This is a genomic window from Frigoribacterium sp. CFBP 8751 (assembly GCF_014841545.1).
Lineage (GTDB): Bacteria > Actinomycetota > Actinomycetes > Actinomycetales > Microbacteriaceae > Frigoribacterium.
Genome location: NZ_JACYUB010000004.1, coordinates 1 through 21,895 on the forward strand (window position 1 = coordinate 1; position 21,895 = coordinate 21,895).

The window sequence follows — 21,895 nt, forward strand, 5'->3', positions numbered from 1 at the left end:
CAGACCTTCAAGACCGACGCCGTCCAGGACGAGATGCTCGTCGGCGTCGCGAAGATCACCGCCGCCACGGAGTAGTACCCGAACTACGGCGTGATCCGGTACGTACTGGATCAGCCTCGAACCCCGTTCCGAACCATGCACCCCGTTTCTTCTGGGTTCATGGTTCGGAACGGGGTTCTTCGCGCTCCGGGGGGAGGCGCGGAGGCGCGAGGCGCGGAGGCGCGGGCCGGCAGGACCGCGCCGTCGGCGCTCAGCGGCTGGCCGCTATTCGGCTTTCTCGGTCTGCCACTTCTCGGGCGCCCGGTCACCGTTCGGCCGGACCGGCCGGACGTCGCCCACGATGGGGATGGCCCGCTTGCGGAGTGCCCAGAGGTAGCGCACGAAGAAGTGCGTCAGGGTCGAGAGTCGGTTGCCGTTCCCGAGCAGGCTCGTGATGTGGACGAACACCCACAGCAGCCAGGCGACCGGGCCGGTCAGCGTGAAGCCGTTGGGCAACTGCACCACGGCGGCGTTCGTGCCCACCGTGGCCATGGTGCCCTTGTCGTGGTACTTGAACGGCACGAGCTTCTTGCCGGCGAGCAGGCGGACGATCTGTTCGCCGATGTGCTCGCCGCCCTGGATCGCCGGCTGGGCGAGCTGAGCGAGGGCGTCGTCGGTGGCGGCGATGTCACCTGCGGCGAAGATGCAGTCGAAGCCCTTGACCGTGAGGTCGTCGTCGACCTGGATGCGTCCGCCGTGGGTCTGCGGCACGCCCCACGAGGCGACCTCGGCGTGGGCCGCGACGCCGGTGGCCCAGATGACGAGCTCGGCCGGGATGAACTCGCCGTCGGCGGCGACGACGCCGTCGGGACGGACCTCTTCGACACCCGTGTCGAGCCGCAGGTCGACGCCGCGCTTGCGCAGCACCTTGGCGGCGTACTTGCGCAGACGGGGGGAGAAGGGCTTGAGCAGTTCGCCGCTGCGGTGCACGAGGGTGATCGTGATGCTCGACGCGTCGATCTCGGGGTAGGCGTCCTTCAAGGCCTGGTCGCGCAGTTCGGCCAGCGCGCCGGCCATCTCGACGCCCGTGGCGCCGCCACCGACGATGACGACGCGCACCTCGCCGCTGCCCACCGAGGCCGCGGCGTTCTCGAGCTGCGTGAAGAGCTCGTCGCGGATGCGCAGCGCCTGTGACCGGGAGTACATCGAGTAGGCGTACTCGTAGGCGCCCTTGGTGCCGAAGTAGCTGGTGTTGACGCCGTTGGCGAGGACCAGGGCGTCGTAGGCGATCTCCTCGCCGTCGCGCAGGGTGATGATGCGCTCGTCGGCGCGGATCGTGGTGAGCAGCCCGTGGCGGAACTCGGCGTTCGACTGCTTGGACCTCAGGCTGCGGAGGAAGTAGGTGACGTCGCCCGCGTTGAGGCCACCGGTGGCGACCTGGTACATGAGCGGCTGGAACATGTTGTAGACGTGGCGGTCGATCAGGGTGATGCGGACGTCGGCGTCTCGCAGGGACCTCATCGCCGCGATGCCGGCGAAGCCGCCGCCGACGATGACGACGTGGGGGCGGGGGTCTGCGGTCATGGGGTTGCTCCTGCGGTGTCGATCGTGTCGTCGGATCGTCGTCGACCCCGGTTGGCCGGACCCTGGCGCCGAGTCCGCCGCGAGTTTACTCGCCTCACGAGACGGATCGTGCACCGGATGCATCGACGAACGACCCGCGAGCGGGGGCCTTCCGGGGCCCGTACACGGATGGTACGATCATCTAACTACTTGGTGATCGAGTTGCTTGCCCGATAAGCGACATGTGTCGTGCAGTCGTCGGACGGGACCCGAACCCCGGGCCGAGAGACGAGCGTCGCGCCCGATCCGATCCCTCCCGGAGACCCGATGACCCCCGCCCCCGATGCGCAGACGACCGTCGCGCCCCGTGCCGACACCCGTGCCGACACCCGTCCCGAGCCACGGACCGACGACGTGACGGCCGTGCTCGTCGCGCTGCAACACCTGCAGTCCCGGATCGCCTCCGTCAACGACCGGATGGCCAAGGGCATGGGCGTGGGGGCGACGGACTACCTCGCCCTGGTGCACCTCTCGGTGCACGGCGACACCCCGCCCAAGAAGGTCGGTGAAGCCCTGGGGCTCTCGTCGGGTGCCATGACGGCCCTCGCCGACCGTCTCGAGGCCGCCGGTCTCGTCGTCCGACTCCAGCACCCGACCGACCGCCGCAGCTTCGTCCTGGCGCTCACCGCCCAGGGGTCGAGCGGCGTGGACGAGGCCGGCATCCTCTACGGGCGAGTCGTGCGGGAGGCGCTGTCCGCGTCCCGCCGGCCCGTCGCCGAGGCGGTCTTCCGCGACCTGGGGGACGCCCTCGGGGTCGCGACGCCGTGAGGACGACCGACGCCGCGCCTCCTGGTCGGGAGGTCGGGCGGACGCGGGTGGACGACGCTCCGGCCCTCGCGGCCCGGCGACCCGCTAGGGTCGGCTCGTGAGACTCTCGGTGACCTGGACGGCAGGCGGTGCGCAGCACGGCATGCAGGTGCACGACGACCGTCTCGTCTACGTCCTCCGCGACACCGCCGGCCGCCCCACCACGCACGAGATCCCCGCCGGTTCCCTCGAGACCGTCGACTACTCGACGGTCGCGGATCGGCCGGTCATCACGCTCAACGAGCGAGACGGCACGCAGACGTCGTTCCCGTGCCCCCGCAAGATCGCCCGGGTGCTCTACCCGGCGATCAAGTGGCTGACCGTCTGACGGCGACCGCTACGAGGTGCGCTCGAGGTCGGTGACGTGGGAGCGCCGACGCGTCGCGACCTCGCGCCTCCGCGCCTTGACCGCTCCGCGGAAGCCGACCTCGGCGACGATCGCACCCGCGACCATCAGCGAGAAGCCGGCGAGTCCGGCGGGCAGGCCGAACATCGTGGGGGCGTCCCAGTCGAAGGTGAACGCCAAGACGGCCAGGCCGATCGCCACGAGGGCGAAACCGGCGACCGACAGGCAGACGCGGCGGGCTCTCGGTGCACTCATCCGCTCAGCGTAGGCAACACCTGACGTCCGACGGCGGCGTTCTCAGGGGACGCGGATGCTTCTGCCGCGTAGCCCCCAGCCGGCTCGCCGGGCAGGGGGGTTCACAGGATGCGCAATTGCACTCCCGGCGTGAAAGTGCAATCATCGTCTTCGGCCGCGAGGCCCCGGCGACGTCGCCGATCACGAGAGCGACGAGACCAGGAGGCGCGCGATGGCCACGACCGCCGGCAAGACGGCCCAGCGTCGACTGCGCACCCGCTTCGAGTTGACCGCCGCCGCCCGGCGGTTGACGGCCGAGCACGGACTGGCCGGCTTCACCATCGAGGAGCTCTGCGCCTCGGTCGGCATCTCGCGTCGCACGTTCTTCAACCACTTCGCGTCGAAGGACGACGTCGTCGTCGGCGTCGCGCTCGACGACGACGACGAGGCCCTCGACGGGTACTCGTCCTCGCGACGCGACCCGCGCCTCCCGCCCTTGTCCACCGTCTTCGACGACCTGGGCGCGCTCGTCGTCGAGCGTGTCGAGAACGTCGGCCTCACCCGCGGGCAGGCCGCGCACTTCAAGGCCGCACTCGACCGCGAGCCCCGCCTGTTCGGCGCCATGATGCGGCAGGGCGACGAGCAGCGGCGACGCGTCGTCTCGGCCGTCGCCGCACACGAGGGGCTCGACGTGGGCGATCCCCGCATCGACGTCGCGGTGACCCTGCTCACCGGGCTCGTCCAGCGGGCCTTCGAACGGTTCTTCTCCGCCGAGGGGCGGGACGACGAGCGCTTCGACGCCGTCCTCGCCGACCAGCTCGTGATCGCCCGCGAGCTCCTCGGCGCCGCCGCGCCTCGGGGCCCCGTCTCTCCGCCCGCCCCGACCCACCCTGCCGACCACGACCGAAAGGCGCTGTGACCCAGCCATGACGACCACCACCGCAGCGAAGGCCGACGCGCCCTTCCTCTTGACGAAGAGACGCATCTGGATCATCTTCGGCGCCCTCATCTCGGGCATGCTGCTGTCGAGCCTCGACCAGACGATCGTGTCGACGGCCATGCCGACGATCGTCGGCGAGCTCGGCGGCGTCGAGCACCAGGCCTGGATCACCACGGCGTACCTGCTCGCCACGACCATCGTCATGCCGATCTACGGCAAGTTCGGCGACGTCCTGGGTCGTCGCAACCTCTTCCTCGTCGCGATCGCGATCTTCACCCTCGCGAGCATCGGCTGTGCCTTCGCCACCGACTTCTGGATGTTCGTGGTGTTCCGCGCGATCCAGGGCCTCGGCGGCGGCGGTCTGATGATCCTGTCGCAGGCGATCATCGCCGACATCGTGCCGGCCTCCGAGCGCGGCAAGTACCTCGGCCCGCTCGGCGCGGTCTTCGGCCTGTCGGCCATCGGCGGGCCGCTGCTCGGCGGCTTCTTCGTCGACCACCTCACCTGGCAGTGGGCGTTCTACATCAACATCCCCGTCGGCATCGCGGCGTTCGCCATCACCTGGGCCGCCCTGACGCTGCCGAGCAAGAAGGCCACCAAGCGCATCGACGTGCTCGGCGTGGTGCTGCTGTCGGCGGCGACCACCTGCCTGATCTTCTTCACCGAGTTCGGCGGTCAGGACGACCACGGCTGGGGTGCGCCCGAGACCTGGCTCTGGGGCGCCGGCGTCGTGATCGCGGCGTCGCTGTTCGTGCTCGTCGAGTCGCGCGCGGACGACCCGATCATCCCCCTGTCGTTCTTCCGCAACAAGGTGTTCGTGCTCGCCACCGCCGTCGGCTTCGTGCTCGGCATCGGCATGTTCTCGGCCATCGCGTTCGTGCCGACCTTCCTGCAGATGTCGTCGGGCGCCTCGGCCGCGGTCTCGGGCCTGTTGCTGCTGCCCATGATGGTCGGCCTGATCGGCACCTCGATCCTGTCGGGCAACCTGATCACGAAGACCGGCAAGTACAAGGTCTTCCCGGTCGTCGGCACGATCCTGACCGGCATCGCCATGGCCCTGTTCACGACCCTGACCGCCGACACCCCGCTCTGGCTGATCTGCGTGTTCCTCTTCCTCTTCGGCGCGGGCCTCGGTCTGATCATGCAGGTCGTCGTGCTCGTGGTGCAGAACTCGGTCGACGCCCAGAACGTGGGTACGGCGACGAGCACGAACAACTACTTCCGCGAGGTGGGCGCCGCGCTCGGCGTCGCGATCTTCGGCGCGTTGTTCACGAGCCGGCTCACCTCGAACCTGACGGACGTGTTCACGGGTGCCGGGGCCTCGGTGGGCGACGCCTCACAGGCCACGGCCACGCTCGACCCCGCGACGCTGAACCAGCTGCCCGAACAGATCCGCCGCCTGGTCGTCGAGGCCTACGCCGACTCGCTGGCACCGGTCTTCGCCTACCTCATCCCGTTCATCGCGGTGGCGTTCGTGCTGTCGCTCTTCCTGCCGCAGATCAAGCTCTCCGACGTGGCCGGCATGGTGTCCCGCGGCGAAGCGCTGTCGGGCGACGAGGCCGAGCAGCTCGAGGCGGCCGAGCGGGCCGCGCAGGGGCGTGGCACGGGGCGTGCCGCGAAGCGCGGTGCCGGGACGGCGTCGGAGGCCGCGACCGCCGGTGCGGTGGCGACCGGGGCTCCGGTCGCGCCGCTCGACGGGGTCGACGAGCGGGACGACGCCGACCGCCCGTAGTCGGTCGGATCGCGCGGGCGCCGGGTCAGACGGCGGCGGGGCCCTGGGCGGGCAGGGTCGCGGCCGCGGTCGAGGTGCGGGCGGGGGCGGACGCGAGTCGCGCCTCCTGGGCGGTGTCCCAGACGACGCCGTCGACGTCGTCCTCGCGCAGGCGGGTGGGGGTGCTGTGGGTGCTCATGGGTGTCTCCTCGGGCGGGCCCGTCGGGTCGGACGCGTCAGACGATGGTGCGGCACGGTGGGGTCGTGCCGCGGCCCCCAGTTCGTGGGCTGTGATCGATCACCGTAGCGGATGCGCGCGGGGCGTCGGGACCGGTGTCGGGGGACCGGCGCCGCGCCTCCTCGTCCACGGTCCCTAGGATCGTGCGCATGAGCACGCGAGGTGAGGGCCGATGATCCACGACGTCGCGCTGGTGGGGCACGGCGTGCGGCTCGAACCGCTCGGGGTCGAGGACGCGGCCGCTCTCTGGCCGCTGACCGACGACGGGCTGTGGGCGGGCATGGTGACGTCGCGTCCGGCGAGCGTCGCGGCCTACGCGGAGCACGTGGAGGCGCAGGTCGCGAACCCGACGACCCTCGCGTTCACGGTGCGCGGCGAGGCCGACGGCGAGGTGCGGGGCACGACGACGTTGTACGACCTCGCGGTGGCGCAGGGGCGGGTCGAGATCGGCAGCACCTGGTACGGCCGCGCCTTCTGGGGAGGACGGACGAACCCTGCGACGAAGCTTCTGCTGCTCGGGCACGCGTTCGACACCCTCGGGCTCAACCGGGTCGCGCTGCGCTGCGACGCCCGCAACCTGCGGAGCGCTGCGGCGATCCGCCGGCTGGGGGCCGTGCCCGAGGGCGTGCTCCGGTCGCACCGCATCGCCGCCGACGGCACCGTGGGCGACACGGCCTACTTCTCGATCGTGCGCGGCGAGTGGCCCGACGTGCGCGCCGGTCTGGAGGCGCGGCTCGCCTGAGCGGGCGCGGCGCGAGTCCGTCGGGGACGTCAGTCGCGGGCGGCCGGCGAGGCGACGCGGAGCGCCTCGAAGAGCTCGTCGGCGGCGAGGTGCGCCTCGTTCGACATCAGCGTGATCGGGGCGCCGCCCTCGACGTCGACCATCACCCAGCGGCCACCGCGGCGGCGCCGACGTTCGTCGACCGGAGTGACACGGACGTCGTGCAGGGCGGTGGCGGGCCACTCCTCGCCCGTCACCCCACGGAGGCGCGAGATGGGGTCGGGCAGGTAGCGCAACCGCGTCGTCGACAGGGCGAAGCGGCCGGGGTGGGCCGCGCCTCCTGTCGGCAGGACCCGGTCGGCGAAGGTGCCCCAGAGGAGGCGCTCGTCGGGTTCCACGGGGAGTCGTCGCCAGGACGTGATCGCGAAGACGCGCCGGACCTGGCCGACCAGGGAGACGACGTACACGACGATGAGGGCCACCATGACGTACCAGAGGCCGTCGGGGCCGTCGGTCGCGAAGCGCCAGGACGACTGGGCGACGAAGAGCACGGTCAGCAGCGCGCCCCAGCCGAGCGTCCACCACTGGCCGCCCCGCAGCTTCCGCTCCGAGCGGCTCCGGGGTGGGTCGGGAACGGCCTTGTCCATGAGGGATTGTCTACACCAGGGGGAGTGGCGGGCCCACCTCGGTGCCTCCGGAGCCGCCGCCCGGTACCGTGACCGCATGTCCGACGAGACCTGGGTCGTGTTCGACGACGAGCCGAAGCAGCGGGTGCTGGTGCGGGCGATGCGGGTCTTCCTGCCGGCGATCGTGATCTTCGGGACGGCCGGAGCCTTCTTCTCTCGAGGCGGCGAGTCGCTGGTCGATCTGTTCGGCCCGATCGCCGTGCCGATCTCGTTCGTGTTCTGGGCGACCGCCGCCGCGGTCGGGTGGAACGTCGTGCTGTGGCTCAACGCCCCCTTCGCGATCGACCTCGAGGGGCGTCGACTGCGCATCCGCCATCGCGTCGTGCCGTTCGACGAGGTCGAGCGGGCCGAGCTCGTGGGGCTGAGCGACGGCGACCGGGCCGGCCTGTTGCTCAAGATCGGCCGACGTCGGGGGCCGACGGCGTCCGTGCTGCTCAGGGAGCGGTCGACGCCCGCGCTCGACGACGCCCGACGTGACCTGCTGATCGAGGTGATCCGCGCCTCCTCGATCGCCCGCCCGGTGAGCCCGCACGACCCCACCGGGACGTTCGGGCGGTTCAACTTCCCGGGGACGCTGGACAAGGCCGGAGCCGAGCAGGTCGTCCGCGACCCGCCCGCAGCGGGCGAGCCCGCGCCCTGAGTCTCCGGCGCCCTGGCGCACGTGCGCACGTCCGCACGGCCTACCCGCCACGACCTGCACGCCACGAAGTGAACAGCCCGCCACGAGATGTCGTGGCGGGCTGTGTACATTGTGGCGGCGTGGCGGCCGCGGATGAGTCGGGTCGGGCTCAGCGGCGGCGCAGGCGCAAGCGCCCGGCGACGAGGGCACCCGCACCGGCGAGGACCGCACCGAGGGCCCAGGTCAGCGCGCCCGCGGGCTCCGACCCGGTGTAGGCGAGCGACGTCGCGCGGGCGGGCGTCGCGGCGGCGACGGGACGCACCGGCAGTGCGGCCGGGGCGACCGTGCCCGGGTTCGTCGCGGCGGGGACGGTCACGGCCGGGGCGACCGAGAACACGACCGCGTTCGAGAAGTCGCTGAACGTCGTCTGGTCGGCGTCGAAGGTCAGGGCGTCGGCCGCGAAGTCGCCCGCGGGCAGGACGAACCGCGCCGAGAACCGACCCGTCGCGTCGACGGGGACGACGGTCACGGCTCCGCCGGTCGTCTCGTAGGGCACGGGGTCGACGTCGACGAGGACGGGCTCGACCTCGTCGCCCGGCTCGTCGGCCGCGGCGGCGAACTGCGTCGGTTCGTCGTCGATCGGAGCGTCCTCGGCATCGTAGAGCTCGACGAGGGCGTAGCCGCCGGGGACGGCGTTCTCGCCGCTCACCGTCACGACGCCCGCGGTCGCGTCGACCGGGGGCTCGAGGTGGGGGGCCGCGGCGAACGGCGTCACGTCGAAGTCGGTCGAGGCCGCCAGCTCGTGGGCGTCCGAGAAGGTGACCGTGACGACACCGCCGACGGGGAAGTCCGCGGGGATGCTCACGAAGGTGCTCGCGCTGCCGTCGTCGAGGCCGTAGACCAGGAACCGGGGGACGGAGGCCCAGTCGGCGTCGCTCGGCACGCCGTCACCGGTGACGGTCACGGTGACGGGGTCCGCCGGGGTGAAGCCGACGGCGCGGACCGTGAGGACGGTACCGGGGTGTGCCTCGAAGTCGTCGCCGAAGACGACCGGCTCCGAAGCGATCGGCGCCTCGTCCGCCGGAGCGACCTCGGCCGGAGCGGCGGTCTCCACCGGCGCGGCGTCGGCCGGCGCCGGGTCGTCGACGGGCGCGTCGGTGTCGGCGGGGGCCGTCTCGGACCCGGAGGCGCTGGTCGCGTCCTGGTCGGAGGGGACGCTCGCGTCGGTGCCGGTCGTCGGGACGGAAGCATCCGTCGTGGCCGGCGTCACCGCGGCCTCCGTGGGCGCGACGGTCGTGGTCGCGTCCGAGCCGGCCGTGGCGCCGACCGCCACGGGGTCGCCCTCGGCGGCGAAGGCCGTGGCGGGCGCGAGGACGAGGACTGCGGCCAAGGCGACGGCGGGCAGGGCGGTGGCGGCGCCGAGGCGGCGTGATGTGGACATGGTTCCCCCGGGACGAGTGGTGCCGCGCGTCGGGTGAGCGCGGTCGGTCGACTGTAGACAGCACGGTCGGGCCGGGCGGGGGATCGGATGGTCCGCGGGGTCAGCCGTGATGAGACCGTGACGCAGTTGTCCCCCGTCCCGCGGGGATCGGGTACGAACGATGCACGATCGAGGCGGCCCTCGCCTGGCTCACGGTCGACCGCGCCACGGTGCCCGACACAGAGGCAGCGAGAGCGGCTCGTCGAGGGCTACGTCGCGCGGGCGGGGGCCTCCGTCTGACGGTGAGTGCCCTCCGTCGAAACGGGTGATCGTCGGAGGGCACTCACTGCCGATGGTCTTCGGGAACCGATCGGCCACCCCTCGCGAGCCGGGTTCAGGCCGGCCCGCGAAGGGTTCGCTGAACAGAATCGCAGTCGCGTGGCACCCTGAAAAGGGGCTGGACAAAGTTGGTCGTCCTCGTTTACGCATGTCCGGCGGCCATGGCCGGTTCGCGCTCGAGTTCAGAGTTCGAGGCGGCGCTCGACGACGTCCCGAGCGACGTCGGCCAGGCGGGCATTGTGGTCACGAGCATGGCGCCGGAGGACGTCGAAGGCGGCGTCGGTGCTGACGCGCTGGGTCTCGGACACGACGCCCTTGGCCTGCTCGATGACGACGCGCGTGCCGAGGGCGGTCTGCAACTGTTTCTGCACGACGTCGCCCTCGCGCACCGTGCGCTCGTGCAGGATGCCGATCGTGGCGACGTCCGCCAGCGCCTGGGCGGCGCGGATGTCACGGGGGTTCAGGTCGCCGGTCTCTCGACGCAGGAGGTTGAGCGTGCCGATGGTCTCGGCCCTGAGTCGGAGGGGGATCGCGAACACCGAGGCGAAGCCGTGCTCGGACGCGGCCCGGGCGAACGGCAGCCACCGGTCGGGCACGGTGCCGAGGTCGGGCACGCTGATGGAGGCGCCGGTGACGTAGCAGTCGAAGCAGGGACCCTCTTCGGAGTCCAGCTGCATGACCTCGATCAGGTACGACGACTCGCTGGTCGAGGCCACGACGTCGAGCGCCCCGTCGGCCTCGGCCAGCAGGATGCCCGCGGCGCTCACGTCGAACAGGTCGACCGTGGTGTCGACCAGGGTCTGCAGCAGTTCGACGACGTCGTAGTCGGCGACGAGGGTGTCGGCCAGGGTGGTGAAGACGTCGACGAGATGGGTCTCCCGGTCGGGGTTGCATACCGAGGTGTTCGAGGTCGGCGAGTCGGGAAGGAGGCTGCGCAAGCGCGTCGTCCCGTCTCGATCAACTCTGGGTCAGGTCGGGTTCGGAGTACGTGCTGTCGACGTTCGTCTCCGGGTCCAGAGGGTTGGCCGACGGTGCGTGGCGCAACGCGTCGAGGCGTCGCTTCATGTAGGCGAGGGCGTCGGCGTTGTCGGGCTCGGGCAACTCGGTGTGGGCGCTCTCGGCCATCAGCGGTGCACCCCCGCCGAGCAACAGGATGGCTCGCACCTCGTCGCCGTCCGAGCTGATGGCCTCGAGCTCGATGTCGTCCGCGTCGTGGTGGTGGGCCAACGCCGCGGCGTACTCGAGCACCGTGACGGCGGTCTCGTCGCCGAGCAGGAACGACTTGTCGGCGAAGGTCATGTGCTTCACCAGGTGCCTCCTCTCGACGACATGCCGTCGTGGGCGGGACGGGGCAGGAAGAAGTCCTCGTAGGCGGGCAGTCGGTACGCACTGCTGCTCCGGTCGATGCCGGTCAGGCCGATGCTCACGCGGTGTGCTCGAGAGATGCCGGGTTTGGGGTACGTGTGGATCACCGCGGGTCGAGCGAACGGATTGGTTTCGTAGGTGCTCATGACCGACCTTCCTCCCGGGGTGACCGATCTCCGCTGGCCCGGGGATCGGTCTCCAATCTATGAAGACCCCCCGTTCTGGTGAAGAGGGTTGACCTGACGTCAGTTCTGTGAAAGAGAGGATTATCGGGGCAGAAGGGTCGGTGTCGGGGGACAGATGTCGTGTAGCGTCTCGTCGCATCGGTCGTCCATCGACCAGTGCGTCGAGCGGCCGTCTGGGCCCTGGTCGCTCCGCTCTCGCAGAAGGCCAGACATGGGAAAACTCGCTTACGACCGCTCGTTGACCATCGATTTCGACGACCGTACCCTCGCCCATCTCCAGATCGTCATCGGCATGAAGATGCGTCGCGGTGAGTCGTTCTACTTCTCGTGGAAGGACGACCAGCAGGTCGGAGACGGCCGCACGAGCATCTGGCTGCACCCGACCATCCCGCTGGTGTACAAGTACTATGGCTCGCGCAGCCCGGCCATCAACCCTGCATGGATCCACGCTCTCGAGGTCAGCGCCAACACGAACGCGGGTCTGCAGATCGTGCCCGAGCCCTCCGTGCCCACCATTAAGGCCACCTGGTGAACCGCATCGACATCGTCTACGACGGCCATGCGTACACCCTGTCGAACACGTCGTTCGAGGACCTCAAGGCCCGCGTCCTGGTGACCGCGACCGGCGGTGAGCCGTTCTGGCTGAGCGTCAACGAGGGGGCCGGCACCTTGAAGGCCGTCGAGGTGTTGATCACCGCGTCGTCGCAGCTCAGCCTGGCCGAGATCCGGCGAGAGCCGGACGACTACGCCGACTCGGCGGCGTAGTAGTCGAAGTCGGGGAGCTCCGCGACGGACGCTGCCGACGGCTCGTCGACACGGTCGACCGTCTCGAACCAGATCTCGGTCCGACCGGTGACCAGGACGGACACGTGGCTGCCCGACGCGGTCTCGACGTCGACGAATTCCGGCGCTCCGCCGGATGCGGCGACGATCCGACCCTTCAGGGCGTCGACGTCGCTCTCGGGCGACAGGCGGATGGCTTGTTGACGTGTGTACAGCGTCGTCACGGGCATGGGATGGACCTCTGATCTCTCGGTAGCGGTTGTCCGCCCGGTCTCGTCGTGTCCGAGGTCTGGAGACACGATGGTCGGACAGGGCGCGCACTGGTCGTCACACTAGGCCGCAGGCCTGTGAGGGGCCGCGACCCCTAGGGCAGGTCGCGGCCCCGCGACGCGACGTTCGTCGTATCGTTCTCCGCCGACACGCCCGTGTGACGAGACCGTGCCGCCCGTGAAGCACTGGCAGGAGATGCTCCATCCTCTCCGGCCCGGGGAGGATGCGCACCGGGCTTGACACGGGACGCGACGTGCCCCAAGTCGTGCTCGCGTCGTCGGCTCAACCGCCGATCAACTCGAGGGTGATGCGGCCGGCCCGCCGGTCGCGGTCGCGCATCACGGTGAGTTCGGTGCGGATCTGTGCCGTGAAGGCCGTCGTCATGGGGTTCGGCCGACCGGAGAGCCAGAGCATCGAGAGGGCCGTCCGCGCCCAGTCCTCGGCGATCGTGACGAAGCGGACGCCGGGGATCGGGATGTACGACGAGAGGTAGGGCATGAGCGAGACGCCGAGGCCGCAGGCGACCGTGCTCAGCATCGAGAGGTCGTTGACCGCGTGGATGGGGATGCGAGGGTTGAAACCTGCCCGGACGCACGACATGACGATGCGGTCGTAGGCCTGGGGTGCGTCCTCGCGGTTGAACATGATGAAGTCGTCCTCGGACAGTTCGCCGAGGGGCACCGAGGTCTCACCGGCCAGCCGGTGCGTGTCGGGCAGGGCCACGACCAGGGGCTCGAGCGCCAGCTGCTCGACCTCGAACCGGTCGTCGATCGACCGGACGCGCGTGAAGCCCAGGTCGACCGACCCCCGCACGAGGTCGGACAGGATCGCCTGTTCCTCGCTCTCCTCGACCAGCACCCGGGCCCCCGGGTGCGACGCCGAGAACGCCCGGACCACGGTCGGCAGCAGGCCGGCGAGCACCGAGCTGATGCTGCCCACCCGCAGCGGTTGGACGTCGGCCACGACCGAGTCGAGCAGCGACTCGGTCTGCTCGATCTGGTGCAGGATGCGCTTGCCCTCACGCTTCAGCAGCTCACCCGCCGGGGTCAGTCGGGGGGCCGTCCGCGCCTGCCGCTCGAACAACCGCGTGCCGAGCTTCGCCTCGAGTCGCGAGATGGCCTGGCTGAGCGGCGGCTGGCTCATCTGCAACCGCGCGGCGGCCTTCGTGAACGAGAGGTCGTCGGCGACCGCCATGAAGTAGGTGAGCTCTCGGATCTCCATGACGGGCCTCTCGTCGGTCGCGCCTCATACGCAGCGGGTATCAGATCATCCCTTTTTGGTATTTGAGGGCGCAAGTGCCGACACAATAGACAGGGGCCATGAACGACGCCACCACCGCCTCCTCGGTACCAGGACCCACCGACCCGTCCCTCGACGCCGACGTCATCGTCGTGGGGCTCGGCGCCTGGGGGGCACAGGCGCTCTGGCGCCTCGCCGAGCGGGGACAGCGCGTGATCGGCGTCGAGCGTTTCGGCATCGGCCACCCGATGGGCTCGACCCACGGCGCGACCCGACTGTTCCGCATCGCGTGCATGGAGCACCCGGGGCTGGCCCCGATCGCGACCCGCGCCCGCGACCTCTGGTACGACCTCGGCGAGCGCACCGGTCAGACCCTCTTGCGTCAGACCGGCGGCGTCATGGTCGGCCCCCGCGACGGCCACGTCGTCGCCGGCACCCTGCGTGCCGTCCACGAGGCGGGGCTCGAGTCGACGGTCTTCGAGCATGACGAACTCGTCGCGCGGTTCCCGCAGTACGCCGGCTTCGGCCCCGACGACATCGGCGTGTGGGACCCCGCCGCGGGCATCAGCTACCCCGAGAAGGGCGTGCGGGCCGCGGTCGAGGTGGCCCGGTCGCTCGGCGCGACCGTGCTGACCGACACCCGGGTGACGGCGATCGACCCGGTCGACGGGGGAGTCGAGGTCACGGCCGGCGGGCGCGTGCTGCGGGCCGCCCGCGTGGTCGTGACGCTCGGGGCCTGGACCCCGCAGTTCGTCGACCATCCCCTCGTCGCCCGCCGCACCCCGCTCTTCTGGTTCGAGGGCACGACCCCCGAGGCGACGGCACCGGGCGGCGACTTCGACCTCGCGGCCTTCCCGGTGTTCATCCGCCAGCTGCCCGACGGCACCACCCTCTGGGGGCACGGCGCCGACCGGGCCGACGGGGACGGCTACGCCGTCAAGATCGGCCTGGAGGACTCGGGCGGCGCCTTCGAGGACGCCGAGGCCGACACCGTGGACCGGTACATCCATCCGGCGGCGGACTACGGCTTGCTCTCGGCAGCCGTGGCCTGGGCCTTCCCGGGGCTCGACCCGACCCCTGCCAAGGCGATCGCCTGCATGGTGACGAACTCGCCCGACCGGCAGTTCGTCATCGGCCACCCCGGTGGCGACACCCGCGTCGTCGTCGCCGGCGGCGACAGCGGCCACGGCTTCAAGCACGCCCCGGCGATCGGGGAGCTGCTCGCGCAGCTGGCCGTCGACGAGGAACCGTTCACCGACATCGACTTCATGAGCCCCGACCGCGGCTACGACGGCACGTCCTGGCTCGACGAAGACGACCACCCGACCGCGGCCACGACCGACGCGACCGACACGGTCGACCGCCTGGCCGTGCCGTCCTGATCCACCCGGCCCGCGCCTCCCGAACCCACCCCGCACTCCCCTCGCACCGCCCTGACAGGAGAGAACCATGACCAGACGAACGACCACCCGCCTCACGGCCGCCCTCGCCGCGGTCGCCGCCCTCGGCCTCGCCCTGACCGCCTGCTCGTCGGGCGGCTCCGAGGCCGGCGCCTCGAACGAGCTGGGCACCGTCTCGGCCGGCACGTTGCGGATCGGCACGACCGGCGACACCAAGCCGTACGCGTACACCGAGGACGGCGAGCTGCAGGGCTTCGACGTCGAGATGGCGAAGGAGGTCGCGAAGCGCCTCGGGCTCGAGACCGAGTTCGTCACGCAGGAGTTCTCGGCCCTGCTGCCCGCCGTCGCCAACGGGCAGCTCGACATGGCGGCCGCGTCCATCAGCGACACCGAAGAACGCGAGAAGACCGTCGACTTCAGCGACCACTACTTCATCGGGTACATCTCGGTGCTGGCCGCCGACGGCTCGGGCATCACCGACGACGAGTCCTCGCTCGACGGCAAGCGCCTCGGCATCGTCCAGGGCACGATCCAGGACAGCTACGCGCAGGAGAACTTCACCGGTGCCGAGCTCGTGCGCTTCCCCGACAACAACAGCGCCGTCGCCGCGCTGGGCTCGGGCACGATCGACGCGCACTTCCTCGACTTCCCCGTGGCCGAGGAGTACGCGGCGGCGTCGAACGGCTCGCAGACCATCGCGATCAACGTCGCCGTGCCCGAGTTCCCGGTGGGCTTCCCGATCGCGAAGGGCAACGACGCGCTGAAGACGGCCGTGGACGGGGCCGTCGCCGACATCGTCGCCGACGGCACCTGGCTCGAGATCGACCAGAAGTTCTTCCCGGACCAGCCCGTGCCCGACGAGTTCCAGCCGAGCGAGTGAGCAGGGGTCGACCGTGAACTTCTCCGACGCGCTGGCCAACATCGGCCGCAGCTTCTTCGACGGCGAGGCGATGCTCCGCACGCTGCCCGACATGCTCGCCTACGGGGTGTGGAACACGCTGCTGCTGGCCCTCTGCGCCACGGCGATCGGCATCGTCGTCGGGCTGCTGCTCGCGGTGATGGGCACGAGCCGCCATCGCCTGCCGCGCGTGCTCAGTCGCATCTACACCGACGTGTTCCGCGGGCTCCCCGCCATCCTGACGATCCTGCTGATCGGGACGGGCCTGTCGCCGCTGTTCAACCTGTTCACGCGGGGGAACCCGTACCCGCTGGGCATCCTGGCCCTCAGCCTGATCGCCAGCGCCTACATCGGCGAGATCTTCCGGGCCGGCATCCTCGCGGTCGACCGCGGCCAGCTCGAGGCGTCCCGGGCGCTCGGCATGAGCCACGGCGACTCCATGCGGCTCGTCGTGATCCCGCAGGGCATCCGCCAGGTGCTCCCGTCGCTGGTGAACCAGTTCATCGCGATCGTCAAGGACTCGTCGCTCGTGTACTTCCTCGGCCTGATCACGTCGCAGCGCGAGCTGTTCCGCATCGGGCAGGACGCGGCCATCACCAACGGCAACCTCTCGCCGCTCGTGCTGGCGGGCGTGTTCTACCTGATCATCACGGTGCCGTTGACGCACCTCGTCAACGTCATCGACCGTCGGCTGCGCGAGGGCCGCTCGTTCGGGCGGCGCCCGTCGGGCACGGTGCCACCGGCCTCCCCGCCGACGTCGGCGGGAGCGGTCGCGACGGTCGCCCCCACCGGCTCGGCCACCGCCACCACCTCGGCCACCACCGCCGAACCCCTCGCCCCCGCCACGTCAGGAGCCCCTCGATGACCACCCTCACCGCGCCTCCTGCCGTGCCCTCGGTCCCGACCGCCGGCGACCTCGAGATCCGGGGCCTGACCAAGGACTTCGGCGCCACCCGGGTGCTGCACGGCATCGACCTCGTGGTGCCCGCCGGCACGACGACCTGCATCATCGGCCCCTCGGGGTCGGGCAAGTCGACGGTGTTGCGCTGCATCAACCGCCTCGAGGAGCCCTCGGGCGGCGAGGTGCTGCTCGACGGGACGGACGTGCTGCACGGCTCCGAGGACGCCCTGCGCCGTCGGGTCGGCATGGTGTTCCAGCACTTCAACCTGTTCCCGCACCGGACGGTGCTCGACAACATCGTGCTGCCGGTGCGCCGGGTCCGTCGGGTGTCGGCGGCCGAGGCCCGACGGGTCGCGCTCGAGCGACTCACCGAGGTCGGACTCGCCGAGAAGGCCGACGTCCGGCCCGCGTCCCTCTCGGGCGGCCAGAAGCAGCGCGTCGCCATCGCCAGGGCCCTGGCGCTCGGACCCGAGGTGATGCTCTTCGACGAGGCCACGTCGGCGCTCGACCCCGAGCTCGTCAAGGGCGTGCTCGCCCTGATGAAGGGGCTGGCCGGCGCGGGCATGACGATGGTCGTGGTCACCCACGAGATGGGCTTCGCCCGCGAGGCCGCCGACCAGGTCGTCTTCATGGACCGCGGCGTCGTCGTCGAGGCCGGGCCGCCGGCCCAGCTCTTCGACCACCCGCGCACCGACCGGCTGAAGACCTTCCTCGACCAGGTGCTCTGAACCGAGGGGCCCGAGGAGGCGCGGTGTCGGCGGGGCCGGCACCGCGCCTCCTGCAGTCTCCGCACTTTTCCCACACCCCCCCTTCGCGTACTGGACAGGGGGGTCTTGTTTCGTCGTCGAGCCGGGCGTACGGTCCGAACGGGTGGCAAAGACGCCACCGGAGACGAGAAGATCATGCACAGACGGATGAGGACTCTGATCGCGGCGGGGGTCGCCGCGAGCGTCGTGGGGGCGGTGGTGCCCGCGCTCGCCGCGCAGTCGGCACCGGCCGTGACCACCAGCGACCGGCCGGACTTCGGCCCGAACGTGACCGTGTACGACCCGAGCGTGCCGGCCTCGACGATCCAGGCCGACATCGACGCGGCCTTCGACGCGCAGCTGCGCAACCCGACGGCGCAGTTCGGCGACCAGCGCCACGCCTTCCTGTTCGAGCCCGGCACCTACGGCCGGGTCTTCGCGAACCTGGGCTTCTACACGGCGCTGCAGGGCCTCGGCAAGGACCCCGACGACGTCACGATCCAGGGTGCGGTCAACGTCGACTCGGGCTGGAACTCCGGTGACGAGAAGAACGCCACGCAGAACTTCTGGCGGTCGGTCGAGAACCTCGCCGTCGAACCCGAGTCGGGCGTCGACCGCTGGGCCGTGTCGCAGGCAGCACCCATGCGTCGCGTCCACATCAGGGGCGACCTGACGATGGGGCCGTCGAACCAGGACGGCGGACAGGGGTACTCGTCGGGCGGCTACATCGCCGACAGCAAGGTCGACGGCACCGTCAGCTCGGGGTCGCAGCAGCAGTGGTACACCCGCGACTCGACCCTCGGCTCGTGGCAGGGCGGCAACTGGAACATGACCTTCTCGGGCGTGCAGGGGGCCCCCGCGAACGACTTCTCGAAGAGCTACACGACCCTCGCCACGACCCCGGTCACGCGCGAGAAGCCGTACCTCTACGTCGACGACGCGGGGGACTACCAAGTGTTCGTCCCCGCGCTGCAGCGGGACTCGGCCGGGGTCACCTGGCCGGGCACCCCCGGCACCGACCTGCCGATGCGCGACTTCTTCGTCGCGCACCCGGGCGACTCGGCCGCGACGATCAACGGTGCCCTGGCCCAGGGCCTGAACCTGTTCTTCACGCCGGGCACCTACCCGCTCGACCAGGCGATCGAGGTCACGCGGGCCGACACCGTCGTCACGGGCATCGGCTTCCCGACGCTCGTCCCGACCAGCGGCAACGCGGTGCTGACCACTGCCGACGTCGCCGGGGTGAACGTCTCGGGGCTCGTCGTCGACGCCGGCACGCAGAACAGCGACCAGCTGATGCGACTCGGCACCACGGGCTCGCACGTCGACCACGCATCGAACCCGCAGAGCGTGCAGGACGTGTACTTCCGCGTCGGCTCGAGCATCCAGGGCAACGCGACCACCACGCTGCAGGTGAACTCGGACGACACGATCGTCGACCACATCTGGGCCTGGCGTGCCGACCACGGCGGCGCTCCCACGGGCTGGACGGTCAACCGCGGTGCGACCGGCGTCGAGGTGAACGGCGACGACGTCCTGGCCACCGGCCTGTTCGTCGAGCACTACCAGCAGTACCAGGTGGTGTGGAACGGCGAGCGCGGCCGCACGGTCTTCTTCCAGAACGAGCTGCCGTACGACGTGCCCGACAACGCCTCGTGGCAGAGCCCGACCGGCGAGGGCTGGGCGGCGTACAAGGTCGCGGACGGCGTGACCAGCCACGAGATCTGGGGTGGCGGCGTGTACTCGTTCTTCAACGCCAACCCGCAGGTGCGCCTGGCGCAGGCCTTCGAGGTGCCCCGGGCGTCGGGCGTGAAGGCCCACGGGGTCTTCACGGTCTCGCTCGGTGACGTCGGCACGATCTCGAGCGTCATCAACGGCGTCGGCGACTCGGTGCCGACGCCCGCGGGCAACACCGTCCCGAGCCGGGTGGTGACCTACCCGTGACCGGACGCCCGGACGACACGAACCGACGCACGGACACGAACCGACGCACGGACACGAAACGACGCACGACGACGAGCGGAGACATGATGAGGACCCACCAGCACCTGACGCGACGCGCACCGACACGTCGCACCCTGACCGGCGTGGGCCTGGCCGCCGCCGCCGCGCTCGCCGCGACCACGGTCGCCGCCGCGCCCGCCCCGGCCTCGGCCGAGACCTCCGCCCAGCAGGCGATCGTCTGGTCCCAGGAGTTCGACGGCGGCGCCGGCAGCGCGCCCGACCCCTCGGTCTGGAACCTCGAGACCGGAGGGGGCGGCTGGGGCAACGGCGAACTGCAGAACTACACGAACTCGCGGTCGAATTCGGCTCTGGACGGCAACGGCAACCTCGTGATCACGGCGAAGCGCGAGGGTGACGGGTCGTACACCTCCGCCCGGCTGACCACGCAGAACAAGTACACGGCGCAGTACGGGCGGGTCGAGGCGCGCATCCAGATCCCGCGCGGCCAGGGCATCTGGCCGGCCTTCTGGATGCTCGGTGCCGACCTTCCGACGAACGCCTGGCCGAGCGCGGGCGAGATCGACATCATGGAGAACGTCGGCTTCGAACCGCACCGCGTGCACGGCACCGTGCACGGCCCCGGCTACTCGGGCGGCGAGGGCCTGACCAGCACGTGGCAGCACCCTCAGGGCTGGTCGATCGCCGACGACTTCCACACCTTCGCGGTCGACTGGGCCCCCGGCTCGATCACGTGGTCGGTCGACGGGCAGGTCTACCACCAGGTCACCCCGGCCAGCACCGGCGGCGACCCGTGGGTCTTCGACAAGCCGTTCTTCCTCATCCTCAACGTGGCGGTCGGGGGTGCCTGGCCCGGCTACCCCGACGGCAGCACCCAGCTGCCGCAGCAGATGAAGGTCGACTACGTGCGCGTCTACCGGTAGGCGACGACCCGAGGAGGCGCGGTGTGAGCAGGTCTCGCACCGCGCCTCCTCGCGTGCTCGCGAGACCCCGGGAACTCGCCGAGACACCCGTGCGCGCGGAAGGGTCTCGGCGACTTCCTGGGGTCTCGGCGGTTCAGCGCGAGCCGGGGGCGCCGCCGCCACCGGGTGCGGCACCGGCGGTGGGCGCCGTGCCCGTGTCGACGCGGACGGTCAGGGCCAGTGCATAGCCCGAGGTCGCGTCGCCGGTCACCGTCGGCAGCTGCAGCGCCCCGCTGTCGTCGCTGAACACGTTGTCGCTCGCGAGGCTCACCTGGCTCAGGTTCGCCGTCGAGCCGTCGTAGTCGGTCAGCGCGTAGACGGTCCGACACGCGTCCTCGGGCAGGGCGAGCTGTGACGTGGCGATCGCGTTCGTCGGATCGGTGATCGACCCCACGTCGGGGTAGACCTCGAAGTGGATGTGCGGCCACCGCCCCGAGTAGCAGGCCGGGAAGGCCGACGAGAAGGTCACGGTGCCGGAGGCGTCGGCGACCTGCACGCCGCGCAGGTAGGTCTCGTCCGTGATGCCGTCCGAGTACATCGAGTACCCGCCGGCCGCGTCGCAGTGCCAGACGTAGACGGCGACGTCGGCGAACGGCACGTCGCCGTTCGCCATGTCGAGCACCGTCATGCTCAGCGTGATCGGCACCCCCGCCGCGGTGGTGCCTCCGTCGAGGCTCGCCCAGATGTCGCTGCGCACGATGCCCGACCGCTCGAGCACGTCGGCGCCGTTCGACCCGTCGCCCGGATAGGGCCCGGCGGTCTCGTCGGGGATCTCCCCCGCTGGCAGCGTGCTCGCCGTGCCCGCGGACGCGCTCGGGCTCGGCGTCGCCGTGGCGGACGAGGAGGCGCCGGTTCCGCCCGTCCCCGTGGCCGACGTGCAGGCGGCGAGCACGACGCTGCCCGCACCGAGCCCGATCAGGCTCAGCACGCTGCGGCGCGAGACCAACGTCCGCAGGTCGAAGGCGACGCCCTGGTCGACGACCTCGTCGTCGACGCGGTCGAGCAGCCGGCCCTCGTAGGCCGGGCCCTCGGGGGTGCGGTCGGGTTCGGGGATGCGGGTGGGGCGGGGGTCGCTCATGGTCACGCTCTCGGCTCGGGGCTGGTCGCCTCGGATGGGATCGCCGTCAGCCTGACGCCCGTCCCGATGACCCGGCCCTGCGCCTCCGATGAACGACCCATGAAGGAGGCGCGGTGCGAGACCTCCTCGCACCGCGCCTCCTTCGGTGGTCGCCGAGACCCCAGGAACTCGCCGAGACACCCGTCCGCGCGGCAGGGTCTCGGCGACTTCCTGGGGTCTCGGGCCTGCCTCCCTCACGCGGAGGGGATCGCGGATCAGCCGGCGAGCGCTCGCAGCTGCGCGGTCGGAGACGAGAGAGGGGCACGGCCGCGGAAGAGTCCGCAGCCGTGCCCCAGATGCCGATGTTGTCGCATGAGCTTCACGGGCAGGGATGCAAGCAACACCGGCCAATGAAGACGCAAGAAAACGCCTTCGACCCGTGTGACGCTACGCCTCCGTCGGAG

25 protein-coding genes are annotated in these 21,895 nt (G+C 71.0%); 14 read left to right on the top strand and 11 right to left on the bottom strand.

The features are described 5' to 3' along the window. Positions 1-264 precede the first annotated feature (264 nt). Positions 265-1,563, bottom strand: coding sequence for an NAD(P)/FAD-dependent oxidoreductase (locus IFT88_RS11210; RefSeq protein ID WP_043596286.1), 1,299 nt, complete (start codon positions 1,561-1,563; stop codon positions 265-267). A 306-nt stretch (positions 1,564-1,869) separates the two neighbouring features. Between IFT88_RS11210 and IFT88_RS11215 the strand changes: the two genes are divergently transcribed. After that, positions 1,870-2,370, top strand: a complete 501-nt coding sequence (locus tag IFT88_RS11215) for a MarR family winged helix-turn-helix transcriptional regulator (RefSeq protein ID WP_157489609.1) — start codon at positions 1,870-1,872, stop codon at positions 2,368-2,370. 97 nt (positions 2,371-2,467) lie between these two features. Further along, on the top strand, positions 2,468-2,737 hold the full coding sequence (locus IFT88_RS11220) for a hypothetical protein (RefSeq protein WP_137848061.1): 270 nt from the start codon (positions 2,468-2,470) through the stop codon (positions 2,735-2,737). 9 nt (positions 2,738-2,746) lie between these two features. On the opposite strand, the gene IFT88_RS11225 is transcribed toward IFT88_RS11220, so the two are convergent. After that, entirely contained in the window at positions 2,747-3,010 is a 264-nt protein-coding gene (locus IFT88_RS11225; protein ID WP_043596283.1) for a hypothetical protein, read from the bottom strand. A gap of 211 nt (positions 3,011-3,221) precedes the next feature. Between IFT88_RS11225 and IFT88_RS11230 the strand changes: the two genes are divergently transcribed. Continuing rightward, positions 3,222-3,908 (top strand): TetR/AcrR family transcriptional regulator, encoded by a 687-nt coding sequence (locus IFT88_RS11230; RefSeq protein ID WP_052505369.1) that lies wholly within the window; start codon positions 3,222-3,224, stop codon positions 3,906-3,908. Positions 3,909-3,915: 7 nt separating this feature from the next. After that, the gene (locus tag IFT88_RS11235; protein WP_192120632.1) at positions 3,916-5,661 is read left to right on the top strand and encodes an MDR family MFS transporter; all 1,746 of its coding nucleotides are present in this window, start codon (positions 3,916-3,918) and stop codon (positions 5,659-5,661) included. A 25-nt stretch (positions 5,662-5,686) separates the two neighbouring features. On the opposite strand, the gene IFT88_RS11240 is transcribed toward IFT88_RS11235, so the two are convergent. Next, positions 5,687-5,839 carry a hypothetical protein gene (locus IFT88_RS11240; RefSeq protein WP_156155597.1) on the bottom strand — a complete coding sequence of 51 codons (153 nt, stop codon included), beginning with the start codon at positions 5,837-5,839 and terminating at the stop codon, positions 5,687-5,689. A 211-nt stretch (positions 5,840-6,050) separates the two neighbouring features. On the opposite strand from IFT88_RS11240, the gene IFT88_RS11245 reads away from it, so the two are divergent. After that, a complete protein-coding gene (locus tag IFT88_RS11245; RefSeq protein WP_192120634.1) occupies positions 6,051-6,620 on the top strand; it encodes a GNAT family N-acetyltransferase in 570 nt (189 codons plus the stop codon). Positions 6,621-6,649: 29 nt separating this feature from the next. Here the strand turns inward: IFT88_RS11245 and IFT88_RS11250 are convergent, their stop codons facing one another. Beyond that, positions 6,650-7,246 carry a hypothetical protein gene (locus IFT88_RS11250; RefSeq protein WP_192120636.1) on the bottom strand — a complete coding sequence of 199 codons (597 nt, stop codon included), beginning with the start codon at positions 7,244-7,246 and terminating at the stop codon, positions 6,650-6,652. A gap of 76 nt (positions 7,247-7,322) precedes the next feature. Here IFT88_RS11250 and IFT88_RS11255 point away from each other — a divergent pair, with 76 nt between their 5' ends. Continuing rightward, the gene (locus tag IFT88_RS11255; RefSeq protein ID WP_192120638.1) at positions 7,323-7,925 is read left to right on the top strand and encodes a hypothetical protein; all 603 of its coding nucleotides are present in this window, start codon (positions 7,323-7,325) and stop codon (positions 7,923-7,925) included. Between the two features lie 148 nt (positions 7,926-8,073). Here the strand turns inward: IFT88_RS11255 and IFT88_RS11260 are convergent, their stop codons facing one another. From IFT88_RS11260 to IFT88_RS11275, 4 genes are all read right to left on the bottom strand, one after another. Beyond that, positions 8,074-9,345, bottom strand: a complete 1,272-nt coding sequence (locus IFT88_RS11260; protein WP_192120640.1) for a hypothetical protein — start codon at positions 9,343-9,345, stop codon at positions 8,074-8,076. Between the two features lie 500 nt (positions 9,346-9,845). Further along, positions 9,846-10,601, bottom strand: coding sequence for a GAF and ANTAR domain-containing protein (locus IFT88_RS11265; RefSeq protein WP_199859208.1), 756 nt, complete (start codon positions 10,599-10,601; stop codon positions 9,846-9,848). 19 nt (positions 10,602-10,620) lie between these two features. Next, positions 10,621-10,971, bottom strand: a complete 351-nt coding sequence (locus IFT88_RS11270) for a hypothetical protein (RefSeq protein WP_056224866.1) — start codon at positions 10,969-10,971, stop codon at positions 10,621-10,623. Then, entirely contained in the window at positions 10,968-11,174 is a 207-nt protein-coding gene (locus tag IFT88_RS11275) for a hypothetical protein (protein ID WP_192120642.1), read from the bottom strand. Before IFT88_RS11275 ends, IFT88_RS11270 begins: the two co-directional genes overlap by 4 nt. 250 nt (positions 11,175-11,424) lie before the next feature. On the opposite strand from IFT88_RS11275, the gene IFT88_RS11280 reads away from it, so the two are divergent. Next, positions 11,425-11,745 carry a DUF7882 family protein gene (locus IFT88_RS11280; protein WP_192120644.1) on the top strand — a complete coding sequence of 107 codons (321 nt, stop codon included), beginning with the start codon at positions 11,425-11,427 and terminating at the stop codon, positions 11,743-11,745. Further along, complete coding sequence (locus IFT88_RS11285; RefSeq protein ID WP_192120646.1) at positions 11,742-11,978, top strand: hypothetical protein; 237 nt, start codon at positions 11,742-11,744, stop codon at positions 11,976-11,978. Before IFT88_RS11280 ends, IFT88_RS11285 begins: the two co-directional genes overlap by 4 nt. On the opposite strand, the gene IFT88_RS11290 is transcribed toward IFT88_RS11285, so the two are convergent. Together IFT88_RS11290 and IFT88_RS11295 are read right to left on the bottom strand one after the other, a co-directional pair. Then, the gene (locus IFT88_RS11290) at positions 11,957-12,226 is read right to left on the bottom strand and encodes a hypothetical protein (RefSeq protein WP_056047060.1); all 270 of its coding nucleotides are present in this window, start codon (positions 12,224-12,226) and stop codon (positions 11,957-11,959) included. The two genes, IFT88_RS11285 and IFT88_RS11290, sit on opposite strands and share 22 nt — an antisense overlap. Before the next feature lie 322 nt (positions 12,227-12,548). Further along, positions 12,549-13,487, bottom strand: a complete 939-nt coding sequence (locus IFT88_RS11295; protein ID WP_052505134.1) for a LysR family transcriptional regulator — start codon at positions 13,485-13,487, stop codon at positions 12,549-12,551. A gap of 98 nt (positions 13,488-13,585) precedes the next feature. Here IFT88_RS11295 and solA point away from each other — a divergent pair, with 98 nt between their 5' ends. The 6 genes from solA to IFT88_RS11325 all read left to right on the top strand — a co-directional run bounded on the left by solA (position 13,586) and on the right by IFT88_RS11325 (position 20,335). Beyond that, positions 13,586-14,887 (top strand): N-methyl-L-tryptophan oxidase, encoded by a 1,302-nt coding sequence (gene solA, locus IFT88_RS11300; RefSeq protein WP_192120648.1) that lies wholly within the window; start codon positions 13,586-13,588, stop codon positions 14,885-14,887. Between the two features lie 67 nt (positions 14,888-14,954). Beyond that, the gene (locus tag IFT88_RS11305; RefSeq protein WP_043593789.1) at positions 14,955-15,785 is read left to right on the top strand and encodes an ABC transporter substrate-binding protein; all 831 of its coding nucleotides are present in this window, start codon (positions 14,955-14,957) and stop codon (positions 15,783-15,785) included. Between the two features lie 70 nt (positions 15,786-15,855). Next, on the top strand, positions 15,856-16,668 hold the full coding sequence (locus tag IFT88_RS11310; protein ID WP_192120962.1) for an amino acid ABC transporter permease: 813 nt from the start codon (positions 15,856-15,858) through the stop codon (positions 16,666-16,668). Beyond that, the gene (locus tag IFT88_RS11315) at positions 16,665-17,432 is read left to right on the top strand and encodes an amino acid ABC transporter ATP-binding protein (RefSeq protein WP_192120650.1); all 768 of its coding nucleotides are present in this window, start codon (positions 16,665-16,667) and stop codon (positions 17,430-17,432) included. Before IFT88_RS11310 ends, IFT88_RS11315 begins: the two co-directional genes overlap by 4 nt. Before the next feature lie 186 nt (positions 17,433-17,618). Beyond that, complete coding sequence (locus IFT88_RS11320; protein ID WP_192120652.1) at positions 17,619-19,394, top strand: hypothetical protein; 1,776 nt, start codon at positions 17,619-17,621, stop codon at positions 19,392-19,394. A gap of 83 nt (positions 19,395-19,477) precedes the next feature. Then, positions 19,478-20,335 carry a glycoside hydrolase family 16 protein gene (locus IFT88_RS11325; RefSeq protein WP_249408995.1) on the top strand — a complete coding sequence of 286 codons (858 nt, stop codon included), beginning with the start codon at positions 19,478-19,480 and terminating at the stop codon, positions 20,333-20,335. A gap of 133 nt (positions 20,336-20,468) precedes the next feature. On the opposite strand, the gene IFT88_RS11330 is transcribed toward IFT88_RS11325, so the two are convergent. After that, the gene (locus IFT88_RS11330) at positions 20,469-21,452 is read right to left on the bottom strand and encodes an intradiol ring-cleavage dioxygenase (RefSeq protein ID WP_192120654.1); all 984 of its coding nucleotides are present in this window, start codon (positions 21,450-21,452) and stop codon (positions 20,469-20,471) included. Positions 21,453-21,895: the final 443 nt, after the last annotated feature.